This window comes from Oleiharenicola lentus, assembly GCF_004118375.1.
Taxonomy (GTDB): domain Bacteria; phylum Verrucomicrobiota; class Verrucomicrobiia; order Opitutales; family Opitutaceae; genus Lacunisphaera; species Lacunisphaera lenta.
Window position 1 is genome coordinate 1,995,165 of sequence record NZ_SDHX01000001.1, and the last position, 23,802, is coordinate 2,018,966.

Below are 23,802 nucleotides of genomic sequence, written 5' to 3' on the forward strand. Positions count from 1 at the left end.
GCGTTGCCTGAACTGTGAAGAGCGCCCGGAGTGGCGCCGGTCGGGCCGTGGGGGGATGCGCTGCGCTCGAAGTCCACCGCATAACCTGAACGCGGTGGTGCGGCCTGTGCCGCACCTCATTTTTGTGCCGCCCGAATGCGAAGCCCGAGCAAGGCGGCAACGGCGATCACGAAAGGCCAGGACGGGGCTCCGCCACCACCACCGCTGGCCCCGGGGGCGCTGGTGTCGGTGTCGGCGAGGGAACCGGCGGAGGGGTGCCGCCGCCGGTGGAACTGGCGTTGAACGTCAGGCGATAGGTGAGCTGACCGGTCGCGTTGATGGTGACGAGGCGTCGCACGAGTCCGGTCGTGAGCACGCTCGTGCCCCCAGCGGTGAACGTCGCGCCTGAAGAGGTAACCTCGAGGAAGAAGCCGCTGCCGTTGGGGCGGCGCAACTCGAGGCGGTTGGCGGTCGTAATGACAGAAGCATCACTTGCATGCGCTAGGGGCAGCAGTTCCTGGAAACCGCCACTGTGCTCAACAGAGACGTCAATGCGGTCGGCGCCGAAGGTCAGCGTCTTTTGTCCGAGACGCGTGCCAGCGCTTTCCAGTGGGTAGGTTATGGTGCAGTCGCCCTCCGGAAGCGTGCGCGCGCCCACGGCCGGCGTCTGGACGAGGCCGGCGACGGTGGTGGTCGCGGTGAGGTTTGAGGTTTCGTAAGTGGCGCCGGACGTCACGCCCGCGCGCCGGGTCCCCCCAATCCAAGCCGCGGAGGCAAGCGGATCTGCGACCGATTGCACCGCCACGCCGAAGCGCGGATGCGAGAGCAGCCCGAGTCCGTATGCCTGGCGTGGCACGCGGATGCGTCCGGTGGCGGCCACGGCGTAGTAGCCGGGGCGTTGCAGCGCCGTGACGGTGAGCGGCAGCGCGTCGTGGAACTGGCGTGTGCGCGTGCCCGCGATGAGACTCGGCAGCGTGGCGTCGGCCGTCGTGCGTTGGGCTTCGGTCGGGTGCCAGACATTCAAGGGTTTAACGGCGTCGAACACGAAACTGGGGATGTAACTGTAACCGTTCGGTACCGAGAGCGCGCCCCAGCGGCCGAATTCCGTTTGCACGGCGGTGCGGCGGGCGGCAAGCGCAGCCGTGTGCTCGGTGTCGGTGAGCGCGAAGCTGCGCGAGGGCTCGACCCACTCGGCCAGTGGGCGTGAGCGCGACGCCTGAAAGGCGTGCGAAGTGCGCGTGTTCAGTCCGGCGGCCGTGAGGAACACGCGCGGGGTCGTCTCGGGTTGCAGCACCATCGTCGCAGCGAGCCATTCGTTCCACGTGAGGTCTTCCTCGGCGACAAGGCCGAGGCGGGATATGCGCTGGCGCAGCCGCGGCAGCGCGATGCGCAGGTTGTTTTCGTGCACGGCGCTGTAGCCGAAATCAGGTCCGCCCTGTTCGTAGAAAAAGCCGGCAGGCGACTGGTCTTGGGCGGCGGAGTCCTCCAGTGCGCGATCAAATGCGGTCTCAAACTCGGCGTCGGGCCAGTGCTCGAGGTAGACCAGCGCGGCGTGGAAGGAGCCGCTGAACTGGTTGCTTCATTCGCGTGCATGCAGCCGCATCTCGGGGCACTTGAAGATAGCCATGAGCCCGCGGCGCAAGGCGACGCGTGCGGATTCGGCGACGATGGGATCGAACGGCAGCCCGGAGGTGCGCAGCAAATGAAGCGCCTCGGCAGCGTGCATCACGCCGAAAGATGTCGGGGCCAGGCTCCAATTCGTGGGGCTGTATTCGGAGAAAAGGCCGTCGAAGTCGCCATCGGCGGACCCCGGCTGGTTCTGAATGCGCGCCCAACGGTCGAGCATCGCCTCGAGCCGTACGCGCACGGCCGCATGACCACAGTAGGGGTTCCAGGGACGGTCGGCGGCGTAAAAATACGCCAGCGCGAGCTGGTTCTCCATGATGCGCGCGTTGTGCGGCTGGTTGTCCACCGGCTCGCGGTAGACCTGCAGGTTCAGGAACCCGCGGTTCGGACCCGATTCGACGACGGCATTGACGACCTGGGCAAAATGCCGCAGATGATACGGCACCTCGAGCTCGTGATCGGCGAACTGCGCGAGCGAAAGCGTTGAGTAATCCACCGGGGGAACGGCCGGCCAGGATTGCGCCGCAAGGCGCATGGCTCCGGCGAGAGCCAGCAGCACGGCCAGCGCGGCCCCGGGCGGAGGCGGGAGAAAGGCTAGGAGATGGAACATGGGATTTGCTCTGGTTTGGGCACGCCCAGCTCGAGTGCGCGGGTGACAGGGGCCGCGAAGGTCGCAAGCAGTTCCCACGTTCCTGGCACGCGACGGAGCCGGCCGTCGTCGTCATGCAGCGTCCAAGTCGCGGGCGGCAGCGAGAAGGCGAGGGTCCGCGCCTCTCCCGGGGCGCACTCGACGGTCGCGAAATCGACGAGGCTGGCAAGGGGTCCTCCCGCTCCAGCCGGCGGGCGGCAGTAGAGTTGCACCACCGTGCGGCCCGGGCGCGCTCCGGTGTTGCGGGCGGCCACGTGCAGCGCTTGCGGTTCACCGCGCACATCGCGCTCGAGGTGCGCACCGGCCAGCGCCCAGGTCGTGTAGCCGATGCCGTAGCCGAAGGGGAACAGCGGCGCCTGTGTCGCGAAGCGGTACGTGCGTCCGGCCATTGCATAATCCTCAAACGGCGGCAGGTCCGTCGTCGCGCGCGGCACCGTGATCGGGAGCCGGCCGCCCGGCTCGGCGTCGCCGAACAATACCGCCGCCACCGCCCGGCCGCCCTCCGCGCCAGGGTACCAGGCCTGCAGGATAGCGTCGCACCATTCGGCCTCCTCCGGGCAGGCGATAGGGCCCCCGCCCATCAGGATGAGAATCGTGGGTTTGCCGTTGGTGCGAAGCTTCTCGAGGAACGCGCGCTGGCTGGCCGGCAGCTCGATGCGAGCCCGGTCGCCGGCCAGGGGGGAGCCGAAGGCGTCGCCTTCCTCGCCCTCGTGCGCCGGCAGCGTACCGAGGACCGCGATGGTAACGTCGGCCTGGCTGCACTCCCACACGGCGCCCGGGCCGGGTGGGACCCGATCGTCGTCGGCGAAGCAGCCGAGGCTGTAACCGAGGCGCAGGTCCGCCGGCGCGCGCTCGGCAAGTCCCTCGACGAGGGTGACGAGGCGCGGGCCGAGCCCGAAGTAATTGCCGAGCAGGGCGTCGACGCTCGCCGCGCCGGGGCCGACGACCATGGCGCTGCCCAACGACGGCGCGAGCGGCAGGACACCGTTGTTCTTCAGTAGTACGAGCGAGCGTACGGCGGCCTCGAAGGCGAGCGCGCGGTGCGACTCGCCCGCCACGACCTCCGCCGGGATGTCCGCAAACCGCTGCCGTTCCAGCGGATCGAACAGGCCGAGCCGGAAGCGCGTGCGCAGCACCCGGCGCAACGCCCGGTCGATATCCGGCTCGGTGACCAGACCGGCGCGCAGGGCGAGGGTCAGGTCGTTGTAGGTGCAGCCGCAGTTGAGATCCGTGCCGTGCCGGAGCGCGAGCGCGGCGGACTCGATGGAGCCGGGCGTGACGGCGTGGCCGCGGTGAAAGTCGTCGACCGCGCCGCAGTCGGACACAAAATGGCCGGCGAAGCCCCATTCCTCGCGCAGGATGCGCTGGAGCGCCGGGCTTGCGCAGCACGGTTCGCCGTTGGTGCGGTTGTAGGCGCCCATCACGGCCTCGACGCCGGCGCGCACGACACGTTCGAAATGCGGCAGGTAGCTCTCTCGCAAGTCGCGGATGCTGACACGCGCGTCGAAGCCGTGGCGCTGTGCTTCCGGCCCGCTGTGCACGGCGAAATGCTTGGCGCAGGCGGCCACCTTGAGATGCTGCGGATCGTCGCCCTGGAGACCGCGCACCAGCGCGGCCCCGAGCTCGCCGGTCAGGCAGGGATCCTCACCGAACGTTTCCTGCCCGCGGCCCCAGCGCGGATCGCGGTAGAGATTGATGTTCGGTGTCCAGAACGTGAGGCCTTGGTACCAGCCGGAGTTGCCGTCGCCCCGCGCCCGGACAGCGGCATGGTGCTTGGCGCGCGCCTCCGTCGCGATGGCCTCACCGACTGCCTGCACGAGGTCTCGGTCGAAGGTCGCGCCGAGCCCGATGTTCTGCGGAAACACCGTGGCGCGCCCGCTGCGCCCGACCCCGTGGCAGCCCTCGTTCCACCAATTGTAGGCGGGCACGCCCAGGCGGGGGATCGCCGGGCTGTCATGCAGCAACTGGCCGATCTTCTCCGCGGGATCGAGCCGCGCGACGAGGTCGTCGACTCGTTCCCCGAGCGGCAGGTCGGGATTCCGATACGGCAGCATCATGGCGGCTCAGCCCGGCTGGCGGCGGAACCAAGCGCGGACGCTCAGCGCCCCGACGAAGGCGGCCGAGAAGGCGAGCGCCGCCGGAACCGGCTTGAGCAGAACGCTGTAGCCGATGCCGACGGTCGTGCCCAGGCAGAGGGCCACGCCGCCGGTGATGTCGAGGACCGTCCGCCACGTGAGGATGTCGGGCCGGTTCGCCGGCGCGGCCTCGCCGGCGACCGGGCCCCACCAGCCGCCCGGGCGGGCGAGGGTGTGGAACGCAGCGAGGCGCTCGCGCGCGACCGGGCGCGTGAGCGCCGTCACGAGGGCACTCACACCGAGCACGACGGCGGTGAAGAGCGCGAGCTTCAGCTCGAAGCGCCACTCGCCCCACGCCAGGCCGAAGATCGCGACGGTGGGCGCGAGCCAGGCGAGCAGGACGTTGCCAACGGCGCAGACTAGGCCGGTGGCGAGCGCGGAGAGTTCGGTCCACGCATTGATGCGCCACCAGAACCAGCGGATGACGCCGATCACGCCGCTGCCGGCAGTGAGCAGCGCGAGGAATTCCCACGCTTGGGTGATGGTGGTCAGCAGCGGGGTCAGCGCGATGCCCGTGACGGCGAGCCCCACGGTGGCGATGCGGGACACCAGCACGATCTCACTCTCGGGCGCGCGCGGCCGCAGGAACCGGCAGTAGCCGTCGCGCACGAGGTAGGAGGCGCCCCAGTTGAGCTGCGTGGTGATCGTTGACATGAAGGCCGCGGCAAACGCCGTGATCAGCAGGCCCCGGAAACCGATGCCGAGAACCTGGTTCATCACCAGCGGGTAGGCGTGGGTGCTCGTGTGGGGTGCGGTGAGGACGGGAAACAACGCGATCGAGACCAGCGCCACCACGGCCCACAGCCAGGGGCGGATGGCTTGCCAGAGGGCGAAGAACAGCATGGCCTTGGCGGCGTCGCGCTCATTGCGGCAGGCGCTCATGCGCTGCGTCACGTAGCCGCCGGAATCGGTCCACCACAGCGCGATCAGGATGACGAAGCAGGCGAGGTCGAGGTTCGCGTGGTCGAACTGCGGCAGCAGGGAGATCGTGCGCTCGCCGTAACCCGGCGCGTTGCGCACGGCGTCGAGCACCGCTTGCATCCCGCCGACCTGGGCGACACCGAGGATCGCGAGGACCAGCATGGCCACCACCGCTACACCGAACTGCAGGACGTCGGTGAGCACCGCGCTGAAGAAGCCGCCGCACATGGTATAAACCAGCGTGATGCCCATCGCGAGGCCGACGGCGGTCCACTTGTCCACCGGCATCGTCACGGTGATGATGCTGGCCATGCCGAGCGTGACCCAAGCGATCGTGATCAGGTTGGCCACCACCCCGCTCATGAAAGCGCGCACCACGCGCAACACGGCCGCGGCGCGGCCGTCGTAGCGCAATTCACAGAACTCGGCGTCGGTCACGATCTCCAGCCGCCGCCAGAGCCTGGCGAAGAGATAAACGGCGACGACGAGCGCGAAGACGCCCGCGAACATCCACCAGAGGCGCTGCAGGCCGCGGTCGCGCACCATCTCGGTGACGACGAGGGGCGTGTCCGAGGCGAAGCTGGTGGCCGCGAGCGAGATGCCCCCGACCCACCACGGCATCGAGCGTCCGCCGAGGAAGTAGTTTTCGGTGCTGCGCCCGGCACGCCGGGTCATCGCGAGACCGATGGCCAGCGAGGCGATCAGGTAACTGGCGATGATCGCGTAATCGATCCAATGAAGAGTCGGCATGGCAGGAGGGGTGGGGAGACGTCTGAAACAGGGCCAGGCCCGGCGGGCTTCAACCCCATATTTGCCCTGTCCGGGCCGCCGGCCCGCCCGCGAGAGGGCGACCGGCCCTGGCCGGATCCCCGCTTGCGAGCGGGGCCTGCGCGGGGCGGAGGGCGGCATCTCCGTCCAGACCCTGATTGATAAAAGCAAATTTTCTGACGCGGCGGGGAGCATAACTCGGCTTGCGCAGCGCCAGGGTGGGCCGCGCTGCTGGACAGCATGCCATTCCCGAGGTCGCCGATAATTCCGCGGGCCGCGGGCCGCTTCGCGACGGTGATTGGACTGGCGGCGGCATGGCTGACGGCCGCGGGCGACGGAGCGATGCGGTGGGAGCCCGGAGGCGAATTCAATATGGGCATGGACGGGGGGCGCTGGAACTCTGCGGGACGACGGACGCGGCGGCAGACGGCGGCCCTATGCGCCGTGTGCAGGTGAAGGGGTTCTGGATGGACTCAACGGAGGTGACCAACGAGGAGTTCGCGCGATTTGTCGCCGCGAGCGGTTATCTTACGCTAGCCGAGCGCCCGCTCCGGCCGGAGGATTTTCCCGGGGTGGACCCGCGGTTGCTGGTGCCGGGCTCGCTGGTTTTCACCCCTCCGTCCGGGCCGGTGCCGCTCGATGATGCCGGTCAATGGTGGCGCTATGTGCCGGGGGCGTGTTGGCGCCATCCGGAGGGGCCCGGCAGCACGCTCCGGGGTCGTGAGCGCCACCCGGTCGTGCACATTGCCTATGAGGATGCGATGGCTTACGCGAAGTGGGCCGGCAAGCGGCTTCCCACGGAAGCGGAATGGGAATTCGCCGCGCGTAGCGGACGCGAGGGCGATCCCTTCCCTTGGGGCTCCGAGCTCCGGCCAGGCGCTGGATGGCCAATCTTTTCCAAGGGGAGTTTCCTCATCACAATACCGCGGCCGATGGCTTTGACGCGACTGCGCCGGTCGCCAGCTATCCGGCCAATGCTTTCGGAATCGACGACCCAGTGAGCAACGTCTGGGCATTGTGCGCGCTTCGCGCTGCGCCACGCGTTCGACCTGGGCCGCCCCGGCGGGACGATTGTCCAGATCGGCACGCTGGGCACCGAGGACATCCCTCTTCCGGCCAATCAACTCATGGTGCGCGAGATCAACCTCATCGGCTCCATGTGCTACGGGAACGTCTTCGACGAGGCGATCCGCCTCGTGATGTCGCGGCGGATCGACCTGCGCGGGCTCCTTAGCGGCGTCTTTCCCCTGTCCGAGGTGGACCAGGCAATGCGCCTGGCCTCGGGGAAGGACACGGCTCTGAAAGTGCAGCTGGATATTGCCCAATAGTAATTGGAACGGCGGCGAAGGGGGCGCCGCTGACGTGCCCGCCATACTCGAGAGTAGCAAAGCAGTGCGTCAACATCGCGTCCATCAGCGGTGTGGTCGCCGTGCGCGATCGCCTGACTCACGCAGTCACCAAGAACGCCGTAGTAGGCTTGACCAAACCACAAAGAGCTCGATGCTGAAAATATGAGCATTAGCTGAGTTCCAGCAGCGCAGCATGCTTTGCGGCAATGTATCGCTGTAGCCATGCCGACCACGACTTGCTTACGGGGAGCAGATCGTGTCGTTTCATGATTGCGTAGCTTTTTGAGGCCCACGCGAAAGATATCCCGGCCGAACTCGCTAGGCTACGCAAGTTGGGGGGAGCTAGCGATAGCTCGACTATCATGCGCTCCACGGGGCAACAAACCCCAGCGGCCATGGCATCTTCCATCGCTCGGAAGTCGTGTATTAACGACAGGGCGCGCGTGATCATCGCACGAGCAGTCCGTTTAGGAGCTGATCCGACGACGCGGGACGTCTTTCGCCGCCGCAATTGTGCCCAGGGCCTTCGCCTTGTCCGTGATCCGCTCATTGCGTTTTATGACGACCGGAAGGAGCCATTAGCCGTATTACGTTGGTTCGACTGCGATTTCTTCGTAGCGATAGATCGAATTCCGCGTGTGGAATTCTCCCTCGCCAGGAATCTTGATCACCTCGGTCGAGGTGAAAACGCCAGGCGTCATCACCCCATTTCGGCAAACCCGCAATAGACGCACCTGCTCCCCGATGGCCGGCGGTAGCACCAGCCAGCCCATGAGCGTGTATTCCACTGGCATCGAGCCCGCATTGCCCGGGCGACCGTAGTAATAATCGCGTGCCGCGACTGCAGGAGAAAGGGGGGCTGCGACGTCCGCAACTTTGTAGACCACTACAAATTTCAAGGGCCATGTGACCTCCAGGGGCCGAGATCGCGAGAGTATTTGATTATCCGAGCTCATAGATCGACAACCATAGGTGCCCTCACCGGGCGATAGCTGTCATCACAAATGGCCGCATTGACCATAATTGTGTTCTGCAAAGTCGTGCGCCCATATCCGGCATGGATGTGACCACAGAAATGGGCCTTTAGGCGCAAGGACTCGATCCGCCTACGCAGGTCGACACAGCCTACTGCGACTCCGTCAAAGGTTCGATCGAGGATGCCGTGCGCGGGACAGTGCGTGATCAACACATCTGTCGCATCGGGAATCATTTCCCAATGTCTCGCGATCGCGGTTCCTCTGTCGCGATTGAAGGCCCAATTGAAGAATCGAGGAGATACCGGCGATCCCCAGATGTGAAGGTCACCCACTTGGCAGCCTTGATCATTCAAACAGGTGATTTCCTTCGGAATAAGCGCACTGACTAGATCCCAATGAGTCTCAAATAGCCGATCATGATTTCCGGGGACCAGTATTTTAGCTGCGAAGCCGCTCCGTGACCCAAACCACGATAGGAAGTCTTGGACTTCGGAAAGGGTGCTGTGCCCTGTAAAGTCTCCGGCATGAACAAGCACATCGCCGGGAGGAACGTTGACGTGAGCGTGGAGACCGTGCGTGTCCGATATGACTACAAAGCGCATAGGTTGCAGTCTTATCACCACACATCGCCGAAAGCCGGCGAAGACTTTCTTCTTTTTAGCGACGGATCACAGAGGAAAAGATGCGAGCGGGGTATTCGGCGTTGTGCGGTGAGATATACTGACCTAAAGTAAACATTGATAAAATAGGTTCCATTAGGTTCCATACCGGGATGCTGGTTCCACTGCCAAAACCCGCCCCTCTCACCCGAGTACTGACGCAGATGCGTCTCTATCAAGCATCACATGGGATGCAGTGGCCAAGTCTCCGGGCTTTGGCGCGCGCCGCGCAAGTAAGTCATACCCATGCACGAAGATTGATTAAGAAGGCCGTTGGGCTCGGCCTTGCGCAGCCGGTTTACAATGAAACCTCCCGCGGAAAGCAGCTGGTAAGCTGCCAAGTCGTTTTGGACCGGAACGTTGATCGCGGACTGGCATGGGCCCACGAAGTCACATGCGCTTGGACGATGCCCCTCGTATTTAAGCAGCAGGTCGGCGTCGGGGTTTGGCTCGACCGGGCACTGTTCAGCCTGCGTCACTATCAAGGCAAGCGGACGAAGAGCGATCCGATGCCGTTAATCGGACGACCCGACGCTCAGGTTTGGGCAGTCAGGTTTGCTAGTCACGAACTCGAGCAGCATCGCTCTGAATTGAATCTAGGGCCTTTGGACATCGCAGTTGTCCATTTGGTGCGACCGGCCGACGTTCCGAAGGCATCCTGGTGTCTTCTGGATTCCGAAACGAAACCGCGATGCGCCTATGTCACCAACACGCAATGGGGGCACAGGGCGCGCTGCACCTCTGACCCGAAGGGTGAAACGGAAACCTTGAACCTCAGAAAGCACAGGTTCGTAGCCGTGATAGGACGGATCATCCGCGTCATGCCGATGCCCCGCAGACTCGCTGAGTAAACCTATCCTGCCCGGTTACACCTACCGGGTCTTCGTGACCAGTTCAGCCGCCGCCCCGGATGTGATCTGGCGAGACTACAACCAGCGTGCCACCCTCGAACAACGCATCGACGAACTCAAAGCGGAACTCGGGCCGACTACTTTTTCCGCCGGGAGTTTTACGCTACTGAGGAGGCGATTCGGGCCGTGATCGTGCTCTTCAACCTACTCGGCCTGTGGCTGCGCGCGGCCCGGCCAGCTTCCTAAACCACTGTTGCTTCAGTTCAAGTTTGCCGCCGACCGGGGTAGTATTTTCTCCGGTTCGCGACACTGCCGTTTCCTAATCAGCGGTGACACTGGCGTGGGCTATCGGCAACCAACTTCAAGCAGGCTGAAAATCGAGAATAATCGACGAGTGTTTTATTGGTTGCCTATAGCATCCACGGGCAAGGCAAAGGCTGCGTAGGAGTCGCCCTCTTTGGTGTTCATTTTGCCGCCGCCGGTCGCGGCGATCACAACGAACTGCCGTCCGCCCGCCTCGTATACGGTGGGCGGGGCGTAGCCCCCGAAGGGCAGTTGCGCCGACCAGAGCTCTTCGCCGGTGTCGGCATCGAACGCTCGGATCATTTCGTCGCGTGTTCCGGCCACGAAAACGAGCCCGCCGGCCGTCACGGTAGGACCGCCGAAGTTCTGCGTGCCGGTCGGGGGCAGGCCTTGCGCGAGCAGTTCGGGATAAACGCCGAGAGGCTTGCGCCAGAGGATGCGGCCGGTGTTGAGGTCGAGACACTGTAGCTGACCCCAGGGTGGCTTGGAGCCGGGGTACCCCTCGTGATCGGTGACAAACTTGTAGCCGACCGCAAAATACCGCGTGGTCCGCCGCGCGGTGGGGGCTGGGGGCGGCTGATTGCGGCGCATCAGGAAATCCAGCAGCGCGGCGCGTTCGGCCGGCTCCAGCAGCGGAAACGCGGGCATGCCGTTGCCGCCGAGGCGGAGCAATTCAGTAACGCTCGCATCATTGCGGCGATGGCGCAGCCCGACGAGCGACGGCACCATGCCGAGGCCCTGGCGTTTGTCGCCATGGCACGCTGCGCAGAGCTGCTGAAAGACAGTCTCGCCACTCGAGGGCGGCAAAGCGGGGTCGCGATCCTGTTCGTCCGAAAGGTGCACCGTTGCCTGGCCGAGCAGGTGATTCGTGCTAACATACAGCCGGCCTGTCGGGACGTCGACGGCGGCGCCGGTCCATTCAGGTCCGCCCCGCGAGCTGCGGTAGAGCATGGGCACGCCCAGTCGCGGTGGCTCGAACCATCCATAGGTCGAGCGTTCCACCTGCCGCAGCACGAAGGCATGCGCCTCAGGTGACCGGTCGGTGATATCTTCGAGCCTCACCTCCGGGCTGGAAAGGGGCTCGGGCAGTTCCGGGAAGGGCTGATAGGGGGCGGTCTGCTCGCCAGGCAGTGTGGAAGCCGGCGCACGACGCAGACGGAAGGGGAACAGGGGCTCGCCCGTGACCCGATCGAGTAGCAGGGTGCCGCCTTCCTTGGTCAGGCAGGCTACGGCGTCGACGCGCCGGCCTTCGCGCTCGACGGTGACAAGATTGGGCGGAGCCGGATTGTCGAGATCCCAGATGTCGTGCCGCACATGCTGGAAATGCCAGAGCCTGCTCCCGGTGCGCGCATCCAGCGCCACCAGACAGTTGGAGAATAGGTTATCCCCGAGCCGGTCCACGCCGATGAAGTCCGGCCGGGCGGCGCCGACCGCAATGTAGGCGATCCCGCGGTGTTCATCGAGCGCCATGCCTCCCCATGGATGAGCGCCGTCGCGCACGGGACCACGCCAGGTATCGGCGCCGAATTCGCCATCCCGGGGGATGGTGTGAAACCGCCACAGTTGACGGCCGGTGACGAGGTCGAAGCTGAAAACGTCGCCCCATAGGCCGGGCACGATGTAGGTGTCGGCGAAGATGGTCCCGACCGCGGTGCCGCCGGTCGGAAGCGGGACGCGCCCGCCCTCGCCGAACGAGGCAAGCGGCTCGCCGGTGGCGGGATCGAGGGCGTAAAGCCAGCGGCCGCTCGCGAACACCAGGCGCGGTGGAATGCCGTCGCGCCCGGGCCAGTAGACGAGTCCGCGGCGCGCGGGAGCGTCTTCAAGTCCGAGCTGCGCGGGAGCCTCGACTTGGTAGCGCCAGCGCTCGCTGCCGGTCGCGGCATCCAACGCGACGATCGCGCGGCCGGCGGTCGGGCCGTAGAGCACGCCGTCTACCACGATCGGATTGGCTTGGACGTTACGGGCGCCGTCGCCTGACCGGTAGATCCACGCCGGCTGCAGCCGGTGCACGTTTTCCCGATTGATCTGTCTAAGCGCGGAGTAGCGGCGCGCACCGGGGTCACCGTGCGAGGCCGTCCATGTGCGAAACTTTGCGGGATCCGGCCCGCCATCGGTCGGAGTGAGTGCTGAGGCCGGCGCGGCCGGAATGACCTGATAGAGTGGTAGGGCGGCGCGAGCCGTCGGGTCGTCCGCGCCCTGCAGCACCGCGACGGAGGCGAGCAGCAGTGAAGGAATGAGTGGGTTGCGCCGCGCCATCGGACTTGTTCAGCCGCCCACGCGGTCGAGTCCGCGCAGCAAGGATGTCAGGGTATCCAACTCGCGCCGAAGGCCGCCGACAAGTTCGGTCCGCAGTTGGGGGGAGACGGCGGCGGGTGCGGGTTCGAAGGGTTCGAACTCCAAGTGCAGGGAGCACGTGACCGGCTGCGACAGCCGGGCGACGCGCCGCACGAATCCGGCGAGGTCGCAAATGCCGTCGCCTAGGGGAACATCTTCGATCCGCTGTTCGCCCGGGTGTTGGAGCCAGCGGAAATCCTTGAGCACGATGGAATGGACCCACGGTGCGAGCAGGTCGAAAGTTGTGCCCCAGGAGGTGGCGCCGATGGCGGTCGCATGGCGGATATCGAACTGGCAACCGAGCCACCGCGGGTCATGATCGCGCACGAGCTCGTGCAGGTCCCAGCCCGCCGCGCCGACCCGACCGTTTCCACTATGGTTCTGGATGGCGCCGTGAATGCCGATCTCCGCATTGAGCGTCGCAAGGGCCTCCAGTTGGGGCTTCAGCCGCTGCAGGGTCGCCCAAGGTCCGACCGAGGCGTCGAAAGTGAAGTGGCCGAGCCGATACACGCGGATGCCCGCGTCACGCGCGGCGGTGAGCAAACGACGGGCTTCGGGGGTGGCCGCCACGATATCGCTGCTGATCGTGGCGGTGCGCAGGCCGGCGGCGCGGGCGGCTGCTACGGCCCGTGGGAGATCCTCGCTCGCGCGCGCAGGTTCGACGTGCCCGCCGCGGCGCACCGCGAAATCGATGCCCGTCCCGCCGGCCTCCGCAATCAAGGCCGAGGCGGAGGCATAATCAAGCGCGCGAAACGGTTTCGCGAATACGTGCACGGCATCGATGTCGAAATCATGCGCCTGATCGGTCAACCCGTTCGCCGCGCGAACAGACAGGCGCGCGGCCGCAAGCGCGGCGCCCGCGGCGAGCGTTTCGAGGAAACGGCGGCGGGACCAGTCCATCACTTGAGCCTCGCGCGGGCGCGGATCAGGGCCTCGAGAAAATAGTAGTCGCCGTAGATGAGGGGCGCGTCGACCTCCAAGTGTGAACGATAGGAGCCGGTGCCATGGGCGAGCAGGAAACCGTAGTTAGATCCCACCGGGGCGAGGTAGGCGGGGGAGGTGAGGCTGCGCAGGATGGCCTCCGCCCACGCCGCGTAGCGCGCGCTGTCCGGACCGGAGTAGTCGGCCAGTTCGTAGAGAGCGGACGCCATCACCGCGGCGGCCGAACTGTCGCGTGCGGTGGCGGGAATCTGCGGAGCGTTGAAATCCCAGTAGGGCACCATGTCCTCCGGCAGATTCGGATGATTAAGAACATAGTCAGCACAGGCGCGGGCTTGTTGCAGGTAGCGAGGCTCCCGGGTGAACCGATACATCATGGTGTAGCCGTAAATCGCCCACGCCTGGCCGCGGGACCAGGTGGAGTCGTCGGCGGCACCTTGATGGGTGAACTTCTGCTTCACTTGCCCCGTCGCAGAGTCGAACTCGACGACATGGAACTGGCTGCCGTCCGGTCGGATGATCTCGCGCAGCGTCGAATCGGCATGCTTGAGCGCGATCTCCCGGTAGCGCGGGTCGGTTTGCGCCGCCCACAGCAACAGCTCAAGGTTCATCATGTTGTCGATGATAACGGGAAAGTCCCAACGGCCGGGCCGGTCCCAGGACTTGATCGCACCGACGACCGGGCTGAAGCGCGTGGCCAGCGAGGCCGCGCCGGTCAGCAGCACACGGCGATAGGTATCATCCCCGGTGAGTCGCAGACCGTTGCCATAGCCGCAGTAGAGCACGAAGCCGACATCGTGCGTGCCGCGGTTGTGCTGGAACGACTCGGTCCGCGCGGTGTAACGTTGCGCGGCGTCCCGCCATCGGACGTCGCCGGTTGCTTCAAACAGGTACCACAGCGCGCCCGGGAAAAAACCGATGGTCCAGTCGCGCTCGGACATTTTGCGGGCGCTGCCATCGACCGACCGCGGCAGTCCGGGCTGGCCCTCGATTTCCCGCAACATGAACTCGTACTGCCGGGTGGCCTGTTGCAAGGCACCGTCGATCACCTGAGCCAGCGGTGCGGGTGGACCCGGCCGATTGCGGAGCTGGGCAAAGTAGAGGCTCCGTGGCGCGACGGGCTGTCCGAGGGATTCCCAATGACCCTGGGGCCGGGGGAATGCGCCGGGGCGTCGTTCCCCCACGTGACCGAAGGAGAAGTTCTGCGCCGTCGGTGGCTGTTGGACGGTCAGAGCACCGCGGGTGTTCCACGCAACGTAGTTCGCCCCTGACCAGCCGTGGCCGCTGCCCATGGAGCTGCGGTCCTGGAACGCGATGTCGGACTCGACATTGTCATAGAGGCCGCCGGTGGACCAGCGATGATGCGGTTCGCTGTGGCCGAACTCGTTGCGGGAAACGCCGAAAACGAAGGCGTTCGGCCCCGGGACGCGGGATCCGACCACGAAAGCGTGCCGCGCATCCTCGGAGTAGCAGCGGAGAACGAGGCTGAGCTGGCCGGAGAGGTCGAAGGGGTAGCGCCGGCCGCCGGTGATCCGGGAAACGGGCGCGAGGCTGCGGGAATCCTGCACGGTGATCCATTTGGCTCCGGGATGAACCTTTGACACGCCATGATAGAAATGGAGGGCCGTGAGGTTGCGCGCCCAGCAGTTTTTGGCGTGGTTGAAGCTGACCGCATGCAACGCGTGCGCTTCGTCGGCGGCGTAGTTGAATCGGCCCCGGTAGCTTTCCTGCACGGCGGGGTCGAAGGCGGAAACGGCCCGGAGGTTCTCGACCCCGGAGTTCGTGATGCGCGCGGCATCGGTGTAAGGCACGACCTGTCCGCCGCCCCAGCGCTCGTCGATCGAGCACGCCAGGGGAGCGTCGACGGTGACCCGGTTGCCGTCCACGGCGGTGATCACGCGGTCAAAGGCCAGGGTGAACGGCGACCACGGCGTGGAGGGGGTGCCGTCAGCGTCCGGTGGAATGCGGTCCATGCCAAGCTCGGCGATCCAGGCGGCGTTTCCGATGCGATCCACAAACACCGTTGCGCCGGCTTTCAACCCGGAGGCGTCCGCCACGGTGAAGCTGCGCGCGCCGACCGGCACGTAGGCGTCGGTGATCCGCACTGCACGGCGAACGTCGCGTTCGGCGGGGGCCGCCCCGGCGATTTCCACGAGCACCCGCTGCTTCGTGCCGCTGGCGATGACGCGCGTGTCGTTCTCGCCCTGACCCTCGCCACGCAGCACGACGCCGCTGGCGCCGATCCGCAGCGTGCCCTCCACGCGATAGACGCCGCGTTCCAGGATTACCGCGCCGCGCAGGCCGTCGGGCCCGAGCGGGAGGCGGGCGACATCGTCGAGCGCCGCCTGGATGCGGGCGGTGTCGTCGCCGGACTCCGCCGGCCGCAGCCGGACTTGCTCGAAGGCGTCAGGCAGGGGCACTCCGCCCCCTCCGTAGCCGCAATGGGAAAAGTCGAGGATCGTGTCGCCGGCTGCGTTGTATGGGGCATAGCCCAGCCGTCCATCGGGGCGGGCGTTTACGAGGGCGGGCGCTGCGGAACAGGCGACCGCAGCGATGGCGGAGAACACGGACAGGAGAGAGGGCAGTTTCATGGGGTGATAAAGAACCAGCGGGGGTCTGAGTAGCTCCAGGTCTGGGTGCCGGCCACGGTAATCGCGGTGCCATGCCAGGTGCCGTCGGGAGATCGTTCGGCGCGCAGGTCGGTCCAGCTCACGTTGCCGCGCTCGTAGGCGAAAGTCTCGCCGTCGTCGTCGTAGAGACGAAGCGCGCCGGGTTTCTCGCCGTAGTGCCACAGCTCAAGCCTGGGAAGCTCCCCGGTGCGCGGGGCTCGCAGCGGCTCGCCGGCCAGGCGGGGGATGATGGCGCCGTCGCGCACGAAGAGCGGCAGCTGGTCCGCGGGCGGCGTCACGTAGATGGTCGTGTCCTCGCCGGCGAGTCGCCCGGTGTAAAAGTCGTACCAGCGGCCCGGCGGCAGCACGACCGGGCGTGAGGCGGCGTCCGGGGCAAGCAGCGCCACCAGCAGGGAATCGCCCAGCAGGTACTGGTCCTTGATCTCCTTGAGGGCGGCCGGCGCCTCGTACGGATTGGTGGTGGCGTCCAGCGCGGGCTGGCCGCCTGGCCCCGCCGTCGTGGCGGCCGCCGACGTGACGAGCTGGAGCGGACGGATGACGGGGAGACCGTCGAGGTGGTACTGCGCGAAGGTGTGGTAGAGGTAGGGCAGCAACTGCAGTCGCAGGCGCAGCGCCGCCCGGATGCCCGGCAGCGCCGAGGGGTGGGTCCAGAGCTTCTGGGGGGACGCCCAACCGTTATACAGGGCGAGGGGCGAGAGGCACACGGCCTGAATGCGCCGGAGCATGTCTTCGGGATTGTCGCTGCCGCGGACCTCGGGCGACCAGAGCACGCCGGCAAAACCGCTGTTGACCACGGCCGTGATGTATTCGCCGAAGTCGTAGTTGTCGTTGTAGATCACGAACGGGAAGGACGAGGCGCCGGCGTTGGTGCCGCGCACCTGGCCAAACGTTCGGCGATCGAGGGCGCGAAACTCCTCGAGCAACACGCGCTGGACCAGCAGTCCGTAAGTTTGGCGAAGCTGCTCCGCGTGGTGACCGGACGGGAAGGTTGCGGTTTCGGGCCAGAGATAGCGATCGTACCCATCCACCTCGTCCACCTTGAAGCCGCCGACGGCTCGCGGGTGCAGCCGGAGGACTTCGTCGCGGAGGTGTCCCGCGAGGGTGGCGCGCGCCTCGGGCAGGGTGTAGTCGGGGACCAGGCCGTTCCAGACCAGGTGAGAGCCCGCGAAAGGCAGCATGCGGCCGTAAAGCTTGCCGTGCGGCGGACCGATGTAGGGATTGAACCACAGGTTTGCGCGCACGCCGAGCCGGTCGAGTTCACCCAGGAGGCCGGCTGGGTCGGGGAAGCGGGTGGGGTCCCATTCGAGCGAGCACGGGTAGGCGTGGCTCATCCAACCGGGTTCGAGGCCGATCATGTCGAGCGGCAGGCCGTGTTCGCGGAACGCGGCCACATCGGCGAGCACGTCGGCGGCCGTCGCTTTGGTCGGGAGGCGCGTCAGAAACCCGAGGCCCCATTTGGGCGGCAGGGAGCCGCCGCCGCAAAACAGGTTGTAGCGCCGCAGCGCATCCATGGGTGAGGGACCGGCGAAGACGTAGACATCGAACCCCGGGGCATTGGCCAGAACTTCGATCGAATCCGAGGGGAGCGCCGAGATCCACGGCGCCGGAATCGGTGCGGTGCCCGGTGTGGCGGGACGGATCGTGCGGGTGGTGCGGTCGACGACCGGAGGCTTTTGTTTGGCCGCTAGGCGGACACCGTGTCCCACCGAGACCTTGAGATAGCGGGCGCTGTCGAACAAGACCGCGAAGCCCCGGCTCGAGATGTAGAGGGGGACCGGCGCATGCGTGCGACCCGGCGTCGGGGCCCGCCGGTTCCAGTGGTCCACGTGGAGTTCGAAGATCTGGCCGTTGCGCCTCACGGTGCTGAAGTCCACGCCGAGGCCGTAAATGTCCTCGTTGGCGGCGAGCGGAAGGCGAAGCGCAACCTTCCAATCCATCTGGCGTACCTCGATCTCCGCTGCGTCCAACGGGAACGCCGCCGCGGGGAGGGAGGCCAGTCGCGTCAGTGCGGGCTGGACGCCCGCCGCGGAGAGCAGGCTGAGATCCTCGGGCTGGCCAAGCGATGCCTTCCACACTCCGGGCGCCACCTGTTGCCAGGAGGGGTTAACGGCCTGGGGTGCGGACTGCGCCCCTGACGCCAGGGCAGACAGGAGCAGAGCGGCTGCACCCAATCTCGCGACGGCCCTGTTAAGTAAAACGATATGCATACCGGTATAGTGCTCGACATTGCCCGGTCGGCAAGCATAGGTTGTGTACGCGCGTCAATTGTCGCCGCTTCACCTCGATCCCCATGTTGCCTCGCAGCCACCGTTCGCTTGCCCTGTTGTTTCTCGCCCAAGCCGGCAGCTGGCTCACGCCGTTGGCGGCGCAAGTGGGCGAGGGATGGGTCGAGTATCGCCCCGAGAGGAAGATTCACCTGGTGGATTTCGAGAACAAGGCGCTGCGGAAGGGCATGAGTTCCCTCGATTGGCGGCCGGCGGCGGCGGTGGGTGGGCCTACGCCGGCCTCGAGCTATGCGAGCGACGCGACGAGTGAAGTCGAGACCTTCATCCTGCATGACCACCGGGCGAATCGCGCAGAAATCCGGCTGCTCAACGAATATGGCCAAGGGGCCCGGCAGTTCGAGGGCTACGTGACGTTTTATGCGCCGACGGACGACCAGTCCGTGTTTCAGGTGTGGGGCAGCGACGAGGGGGCGACCCAGTTGATGCTGCGTGCCTTCGCGGCAAATGGGGGCGAACTGCGGGTGGCCAACCGGCCGGTCAAGGGCATGCCGGTTGTGGCCTCGGGCGTCAGGGGCCGGGAGGTGCGCGTGAACATCATCCATCTCCAGGAAGACGCGGGCAACCGGTTCCTCGTCTACGTCGATGGCGCGCTGCGGCTGGAGTTTCCCGACGACGAGTGGGCCACGAATCACGACGGGCGCAATTACCACAAATACGGCGTTTACGGGACGCTCCGCGGCGAAAGCGCGCGGGTGCAGTGGCGCCGGGTCCGCCATTTTCGGGACGGGCGCCCGCCGGCGGCGCCGCCCCCATCAACTTCGCCATGAAATCACTCCTACGCCCCCTCCTGCGCGCCGTCGCCTTGCTGTCCTTCCTGGGCAGCACCCGGGCGGAGACGGCGCCATTCACTCCCGAGTGGGAGTCGCTGCAACGCTACGAGTGCCCTGAGTGGTTTCGCGACGCCAAGTTCGGAATCTGGTCGCATTGGGGGCCGCAGGCGGTTCCCGGCCAGGGCGACTGGTATGCGCGCAAAATGTACATTGAGGGCGAGAAGGCCTACGAGTGGCACGTCGCGCACTACGGGCACCCGTCGGTCTTCGGCTACAAGGACATCATCCCGTTGTGGAAGGCGGAAAAGTTCGATCCGGACGCGCTGATGGCGCGCTACGTCAAAGCCGGCGCGAAGTATTTCGTCTCGATGGGCGTGCATCACGACAACTTCGACCTGTGGAACTCGAAGCACCATCGCTGGAACGCCGTGCAAATGGGACCGAAGAAAGACATCGTCGGCCTGTGGGCCGCGGCCGCGCGCAAGCATGGGCTGAGGTTTGGCGTCAGCGAGCACCTCGAGCGCAGCTACAATTGGTTCAACACGAACAAGGGCGCCGACCAGTCGGGGCCCAAGGCGGGGGTGCCCTACGACGGCAACGATCCGCGCTTCGTCGATCTCTATCATCCTCCGCACGACGACACCGGGTTCCAATACCCGAAAAACGCGCCCGAATGGTGGATGCAACAGTGGCAGCGGCGCATGGTCGACCTGCTGGACAGCTACGAACCCGACTTGTTCTATACCGACGGGGGCGTGCCGTTTGGTCGTTACGGCCGCGAACTCATGGCGCATTACTACAATGTCGGCCTCCGCCTTCACGACGGCCGGCAGGAGGTTGTCTACACGGTGAAACGTCGCACCGGCGGGACCCACGGCGAGTTTGTCGACGGCACGGCCGTCGAAAACTTGGAGCGCGGGACAATGACGGAGATCGCGACGGAACCCTGGCAGTGCGACACGACGGTCGCCGACTGGTTTCCCAGCCCCTCCTACCGCTACAAGACAGCGGCGGAGGTCATCCACCTGCTCTGCGACGTCGTGAGCAAGAACGGCAATCTGCTGCTCAACTTCACGCAGTATGCCGACGGCACGCTCGAGCCCAAGGCGTCGGAGATCCTCGACGAACTCGCCGCCTGGATGCCCGTCAACAGCGAGGCGATTTTCGGCACCCGGCCCTGGCGCGTGTTCGGCGAAGGCCCGGGACAGGTCGCAGGTGGTCACTTCAATGAAAAGAACACGCACTTCGACGCGCGCGACATCCGCTACACGCGCAAAGGCGACACGCTCTACGCGATCCTGCTTGGCTGGCCCGGCGCGAAGGCCGAGATCACGCTGACCGCGCTCGCGCCGGCCCAGTGGTCCGGCCAGGTGCAAACCGTGACGCTCCTCGGGCAGGACGGCGCGCTCGCCATGAAACAGACCTCAGCCGGCCTGCAGGTCACCTTGCCCGCGCAGGCCCCGACGCGCCATGCCGTGGTGCTGCGCATCCAAGCCCGAAACCTCTGATGCCCCCGTCATCATGAGCCTGCGCTTCCTCCCTGTTCCTGCTCGCCTGCTGCTGCTGACCTCCGCGGTCAGCCTGTTTGCCGCGGAGCCGAAGCAAACCGACGCCGCCGACACGATCGAGGCCAGCGATGAGCGAAATGCCGGCCGCGTTCGCGTCGAGGCGCTGACGCCCGGTCCCTTTGCGCCCAACTGGGAATCGCTGGCCGCCTACGAGACGCCGGACTGGTTTCGTGACGCGAAATTCGGCATTTTCATGCACTGGGGCATCCCCGCGGTGACCGACGAAACGCGACCGTTCGGCACGGGCCACTATGCGCGCGGCATGTACTGCCAGCACGGCCGGGGCGCGCCGCCGCACTGCAAGGACATCTACGACTGGCACGTGCAGCGCTACGGGCACCCGTCGCAGTTCGGCTACAAGGACCTCATCCCCCTCTGGCGGGCAGAACGATTCGACGCCGACGCGCTCGTCGCGTTCTACAAGGAGATCGGCGCGCGCTACATCGTGCCGGTGGCGGTCCATCACGACAATTTCGACGTCTACGACTCCTCCTTCACGCGCTGGGATGCGAAGGACATGGGACCGAAGCGCGACATTCTGGGCGAGTGGCGACAGGCCGCGCTCCTGCACGGTCTGCGCTTTGGCACGTCCTCGCACCTCGACCGCGCGCCCAGTTTCCTCGAGATGTCGCACCGGGCGGACACGGACGGCCCGATGGCGGGCGTGCCCTACGACGGGGCCGATGACCGCTACGCGGATTTCTACCTCAAGGGAGTGACGCCCGAGCAATGGCAGCAGCATTGGTACCAGCGGACGCGCGAGATCGTGACGAAGTACCAGCCGGACCTGCTTTATTTCGACGGCGCGCTACCGTTCGGCGACTACGGGCTCAACATTGCGGCGGAACTCTACAACAGGAGCATCGCGCGCCACGGCCGCAACGAAGCGGTTCTGAACCTGAAACGCGGCCCGAACCCCAAGGCCTTCGTTCTCGACATCGAGCGGGGCCAGTCGGACAAGATGCTGGAGCACGCGTGGCAGACAGACACGACGCTGATCAGCGGCTGGTTCTACCATCGGGCGGAGCTCGAGATAACCACGCCGGTGGTGATCGCCAACCTGGCCGACATCGTGAGCAAGAACGGCAACCTCCTGCTTAACATCGGCCTCAAGCCCGACGGCACGATTCCCGACAACCAGCGCCAGACCCTGGTCGGGGTGGGGCGCTGGCTTAAGCTGAACGGTGAGGCAATCTACGGCACGCGACCCTGGAAAGTGTACGGCGAGGGCCCGACCCAGGTGAAGGCCGGACACTTCAACGAACCGAAGTCCGCCTACACCGCGCAGGACATCCGGTTCACCCGCAAGGGCGACACCCTGTACGCGATCCTGCTTGGCTGGCCGGGGAACGACGCCGAGGCGGCCATCAGCTCCCTGCGCGCCGGCGAGACCGCGCGCCCGGTGACGAGCGTGGAAATGCTCGCGACGTCGGAAAAGCTGGCCTTCCGCCAAACTGAAGGTGCGCTACGGGTGATCCTTCCCCGAGCACAGGAGGGTGAGCATGCCTACGTCCTGCGCATCCGCTGAATTCTCCATGATCGCACCGCCAGTCCTCGTGCGCGTGTCAGGGCGGGTGATGGCTGCGGCGGGCCGCGGCCGGCCGGCCCGGTCCCTCCTGGCAATCCTCGCGTTGGCGAGCATGCGCCTGCTCGGGGCCGACGCCCCGGCCGAGGGGTGGGCGGCGCGGGATGCCGTGCTCGCGCGCATTGTGGCGCCCACGTTCCCGGCGCGGGACTTCGACGTGAAGACGTTTGGTGCGAGCCCGCTGGGGCGTTTCGACGCGCGCGAGGCGTTTGCCAAGGCCATCGCGGCCTGCACCGCGGCCGGCGGCGGACGCGTGGTCGTGCCGGCACCGGGAGTCTACTATGTGGAGGGGCCGATTCACCTCGCGAGTAACGTCAACCTGCACATCGAGCGCGGGGCCACGATCGTGTTTGGCGTGCTTCCGCAGTCCTACCTGCCTGTCGTGCTCACCCGGTTCGAGGGTACGATGCTGATGGGGCACTCGCCCCGGATCTATGCGCGCGGGGCGCGGAATGTGGCGATCACAGGAGGCGGCACGATCGACGGGAATGGGCGCGACTCCCTGGTCGTGATGCGTGACGCGCCGGGGCGCGCGGGGTCGGGGACCCTGCGCCAAATGGGGTCGGAGGGGGTGCCGGTGGCCGGGCGCGTTTTCGGCGAGGGACGTTGGCTGCGTTCCAGCATGATCCAGTTCCTCGAATGCGAACAGGTGTTGATCGAAGGCGTGAAGGTCGTCGATTCGCCGTTTTGGGTGATCCACCCGGTCCTCTGCCGCAACGTGACCGTGCGCGGCGTGACGGTGGAAAGCTGGAACGGCAACAATGACGGCTGCGATCCCGATTCGAGCTCGGATGTGCTGATTGAGGACTGCATTTTCCGCACGGGCGACGATTCCATAGCGATCAAGTCCGGGCGCGATCAGGACGGATGGGCCGTGGGCCGACCGTCCGAAAACATCGTCATCCGCAACGTGGTGATGGGCTCGCGGCATGCGGGGGTGTGCATCGGCAGCGAGATGTCCGGTGGCGTGCGCAACGTGTGGGTCGAGAATTGCACCGTGGAATCGGCCAGTTCGGCCTTCTACTTCAAGGCCAACCTTGATCGCGGCGGGGTCGTGGAGAATTTTCATGCGCGTGACATCACGGTGCAGAAGGCGCGCGAGGCGGTGATTCGCTTTGGCACGACCTACCATGGCTATCGGGGCGGAAACTTTCCGCCCGTGTTCCGCCGGTTCGAGATCACGGACCTCCTGTGCCGCGAGTCGGAGAAGCTGGGGGTGAGTCTCGACGGCCAACCCGCCGCGCCGATTGAGGACGTCCGGCTGCGGCGCGTGAAGATCGAGCGGGCCGGCGAGCCGCTTTGGTTGCGTCACACGCGGGGCGTGCGTTTCGACGACGTCGAAATCAATGGCCAGCGGCTGCCCGCGGAGCCGGTCGATACGCCGGCGGTGCAGGCCCGGCCCGAGATCAGTGCGTGACCGGTGCGGCGTGCCGTGAGGTTGGCTTCCGCGACGCAGGCGGCGGTCCGCAGGTGC

General features: G+C 66.3%; 16 protein-coding genes. 6 read left to right on the plus strand and 10 right to left on the minus strand.

Annotation, left to right across the window (positions count from 1 at the left end; genetic code table 11):
- Positions 1 to 166: 166 nt before the first annotated feature.
- The 4 genes from ESB00_RS08370 to ESB00_RS08385 all read right to left on the minus strand — a co-directional run bounded on the left by ESB00_RS08370 (position 167) and on the right by ESB00_RS08385 (position 6,060).
- Positions 167 to 1,387, minus strand: coding sequence for a hypothetical protein (locus tag ESB00_RS08370; RefSeq protein WP_129047250.1), 1,221 nt, complete (start codon positions 1,385 to 1,387; stop codon positions 167 to 169).
- Positions 1,388 to 1,558: 171 nt separating this feature from the next.
- Positions 1,559 to 2,215, minus strand: a complete 657-nt coding sequence (locus ESB00_RS08375) for a hypothetical protein (RefSeq protein WP_129047251.1) — start codon at positions 2,213 to 2,215, stop codon at positions 1,559 to 1,561.
- A complete protein-coding gene (locus ESB00_RS08380) occupies positions 2,200 to 4,182 on the minus strand; it encodes a glycoside hydrolase family 3 C-terminal domain-containing protein (protein WP_218938708.1) in 1,983 nt (660 codons plus the stop codon). Before ESB00_RS08380 ends, ESB00_RS08375 begins: the two co-directional genes overlap by 16 nt.
- A gap of 135 nt (positions 4,183 to 4,317) precedes the next feature.
- Positions 4,318 to 6,060 carry a sodium:solute symporter family protein gene (locus tag ESB00_RS08385; protein WP_164976100.1) on the minus strand — a complete coding sequence of 581 codons (1,743 nt, stop codon included), beginning with the start codon at positions 6,058 to 6,060 and terminating at the stop codon, positions 4,318 to 4,320.
- A gap of 455 nt (positions 6,061 to 6,515) precedes the next feature.
- On the opposite strand from ESB00_RS08385, the gene ESB00_RS20180 reads away from it, so the two are divergent.
- Positions 6,516 to 7,079, plus strand: a complete 564-nt coding sequence (locus ESB00_RS20180; protein ID WP_342791788.1) for an SUMF1/EgtB/PvdO family nonheme iron enzyme — start codon at positions 6,516 to 6,518, stop codon at positions 7,077 to 7,079.
- Positions 7,080 to 7,166: 87 nt separating this feature from the next.
- The gene (locus ESB00_RS19855; RefSeq protein WP_425465754.1) at positions 7,167 to 7,406 is read left to right on the plus strand and encodes an MDR/zinc-dependent alcohol dehydrogenase-like family protein; all 240 of its coding nucleotides are present in this window, start codon (positions 7,167 to 7,169) and stop codon (positions 7,404 to 7,406) included.
- Positions 7,407 to 8,014: 608 nt separating this feature from the next.
- Here ESB00_RS19855 and ESB00_RS08400 read toward each other — a convergent pair.
- The 6 genes from ESB00_RS08400 to ESB00_RS08425 form a co-directional block, all read right to left on the minus strand.
- Positions 8,015 to 8,326 carry a hypothetical protein gene (locus tag ESB00_RS08400; protein ID WP_129047253.1) on the minus strand — a complete coding sequence of 104 codons (312 nt, stop codon included), beginning with the start codon at positions 8,324 to 8,326 and terminating at the stop codon, positions 8,015 to 8,017.
- 53 nt (positions 8,327 to 8,379) lie between these two features.
- The gene (locus ESB00_RS20185) at positions 8,380 to 9,006 is read right to left on the minus strand and encodes a metallophosphatase domain-containing protein (protein WP_129047254.1); all 627 of its coding nucleotides are present in this window, start codon (positions 9,004 to 9,006) and stop codon (positions 8,380 to 8,382) included.
- A gap of 1,307 nt (positions 9,007 to 10,313) precedes the next feature.
- Complete coding sequence (locus ESB00_RS08410) at positions 10,314 to 12,473, minus strand: outer membrane protein assembly factor BamB family protein (protein WP_129047255.1); 2,160 nt, start codon at positions 12,471 to 12,473, stop codon at positions 10,314 to 10,316.
- A gap of 9 nt (positions 12,474 to 12,482) precedes the next feature.
- A complete protein-coding gene (locus ESB00_RS08415; protein ID WP_129047256.1) occupies positions 12,483 to 13,451 on the minus strand; it encodes a sugar phosphate isomerase/epimerase family protein in 969 nt (322 codons plus the stop codon).
- A complete protein-coding gene (locus tag ESB00_RS19860) occupies positions 13,451 to 16,081 on the minus strand; it encodes a glycoside hydrolase family 88 protein (RefSeq protein WP_218938711.1) in 2,631 nt (876 codons plus the stop codon). Before ESB00_RS19860 ends, ESB00_RS08415 begins: the two co-directional genes overlap by 1 nt.
- A complete protein-coding gene (locus tag ESB00_RS08425) occupies positions 16,078 to 18,207 on the minus strand; it encodes a glycoside hydrolase family 31 protein (RefSeq protein ID WP_164976101.1) in 2,130 nt (709 codons plus the stop codon). Before ESB00_RS08425 ends, ESB00_RS19860 begins: the two co-directional genes overlap by 4 nt.
- A 203-nt stretch (positions 18,208 to 18,410) precedes the next feature.
- Here ESB00_RS08425 and ESB00_RS08430 point away from each other — a divergent pair, with 203 nt between their 5' ends.
- The 4 genes from ESB00_RS08430 to ESB00_RS08445 are packed head-to-tail and all read left to right on the plus strand — an operon-like array spanning position 18,411 to position 23,745.
- Positions 18,411 to 19,172, plus strand: coding sequence for a hypothetical protein (locus ESB00_RS08430; protein ID WP_129047258.1), 762 nt, complete (start codon positions 18,411 to 18,413; stop codon positions 19,170 to 19,172).
- On the plus strand, positions 19,169 to 20,683 hold the full coding sequence (locus tag ESB00_RS08435) for an alpha-L-fucosidase (RefSeq protein ID WP_129047259.1): 1,515 nt from the start codon (positions 19,169 to 19,171) through the stop codon (positions 20,681 to 20,683). The genes ESB00_RS08430 and ESB00_RS08435 overlap by 4 nt, the downstream gene beginning before the upstream one ends.
- Positions 20,646 to 22,271, plus strand: a complete 1,626-nt coding sequence (locus ESB00_RS08440) for an alpha-L-fucosidase (protein WP_129047260.1) — start codon at positions 20,646 to 20,648, stop codon at positions 22,269 to 22,271. The genes ESB00_RS08435 and ESB00_RS08440 overlap by 38 nt, the downstream gene beginning before the upstream one ends.
- A 7-nt stretch (positions 22,272 to 22,278) precedes the next feature.
- Positions 22,279 to 23,745, plus strand: coding sequence for a glycoside hydrolase family 28 protein (locus ESB00_RS08445; RefSeq protein ID WP_129047261.1), 1,467 nt, complete (start codon positions 22,279 to 22,281; stop codon positions 23,743 to 23,745).
- Positions 23,746 to 23,802 lie beyond the last annotated feature (57 nt).

What these genes read in the sequence shown, in the direction of transcription:
- ESB00_RS20180 (WP_342791788.1), top strand. Translation starts at nt 6,516, where the DNA reads ATGCGCCGTGTGCAGGTGAAGGGGTTCTGGATGGACTCAACGGAGGTG.
- ESB00_RS08440 (WP_129047260.1), top strand. Translation starts at nt 20,646, where the DNA reads ATGCCGTGGTGCTGCGCATCCAAGCCCGAAACCTCTGATGCCCCCGTC.
- ESB00_RS08385 (WP_164976100.1), bottom strand. Translation starts at nt 6,060, where the DNA reads ATGCCGACTCTTCATTGGATCGATTACGCGATCATCGCCAGTTACCTG.
- ESB00_RS19860 (WP_218938711.1), bottom strand. Translation starts at nt 16,081, where the DNA reads ATGAAACTGCCCTCTCTCCTGTCCGTGTTCTCCGCCATCGCTGCGGTC.
- ESB00_RS08375 (WP_129047251.1), bottom strand. Translation starts at nt 2,215, where the DNA reads ATGTTCCATCTCCTAGCCTTTCTCCCGCCTCCGCCCGGGGCCGCGCTG.
- ESB00_RS08435 (WP_129047259.1), top strand. Translation starts at nt 19,169, where the DNA reads ATGAAATCACTCCTACGCCCCCTCCTGCGCGCCGTCGCCTTGCTGTCC.
- ESB00_RS08410 (WP_129047255.1), bottom strand. Translation starts at nt 12,473, where the DNA reads ATGGCGCGGCGCAACCCACTCATTCCTTCACTGCTGCTCGCCTCCGTC.
- ESB00_RS08445 (WP_129047261.1), top strand. Translation starts at nt 22,279, where the DNA reads ATGATCGCACCGCCAGTCCTCGTGCGCGTGTCAGGGCGGGTGATGGCT.
- ESB00_RS08430 (WP_129047258.1), top strand. Translation starts at nt 18,411, where the DNA reads ATGTTGCCTCGCAGCCACCGTTCGCTTGCCCTGTTGTTTCTCGCCCAA.
- ESB00_RS20185 (WP_129047254.1), bottom strand. Translation starts at nt 9,006, where the DNA reads ATGCGCTTTGTAGTCATATCGGACACGCACGGTCTCCACGCTCACGTC.
- ESB00_RS08415 (WP_129047256.1), bottom strand. Translation starts at nt 13,451, where the DNA reads ATGGACTGGTCCCGCCGCCGTTTCCTCGAAACGCTCGCCGCGGGCGCC.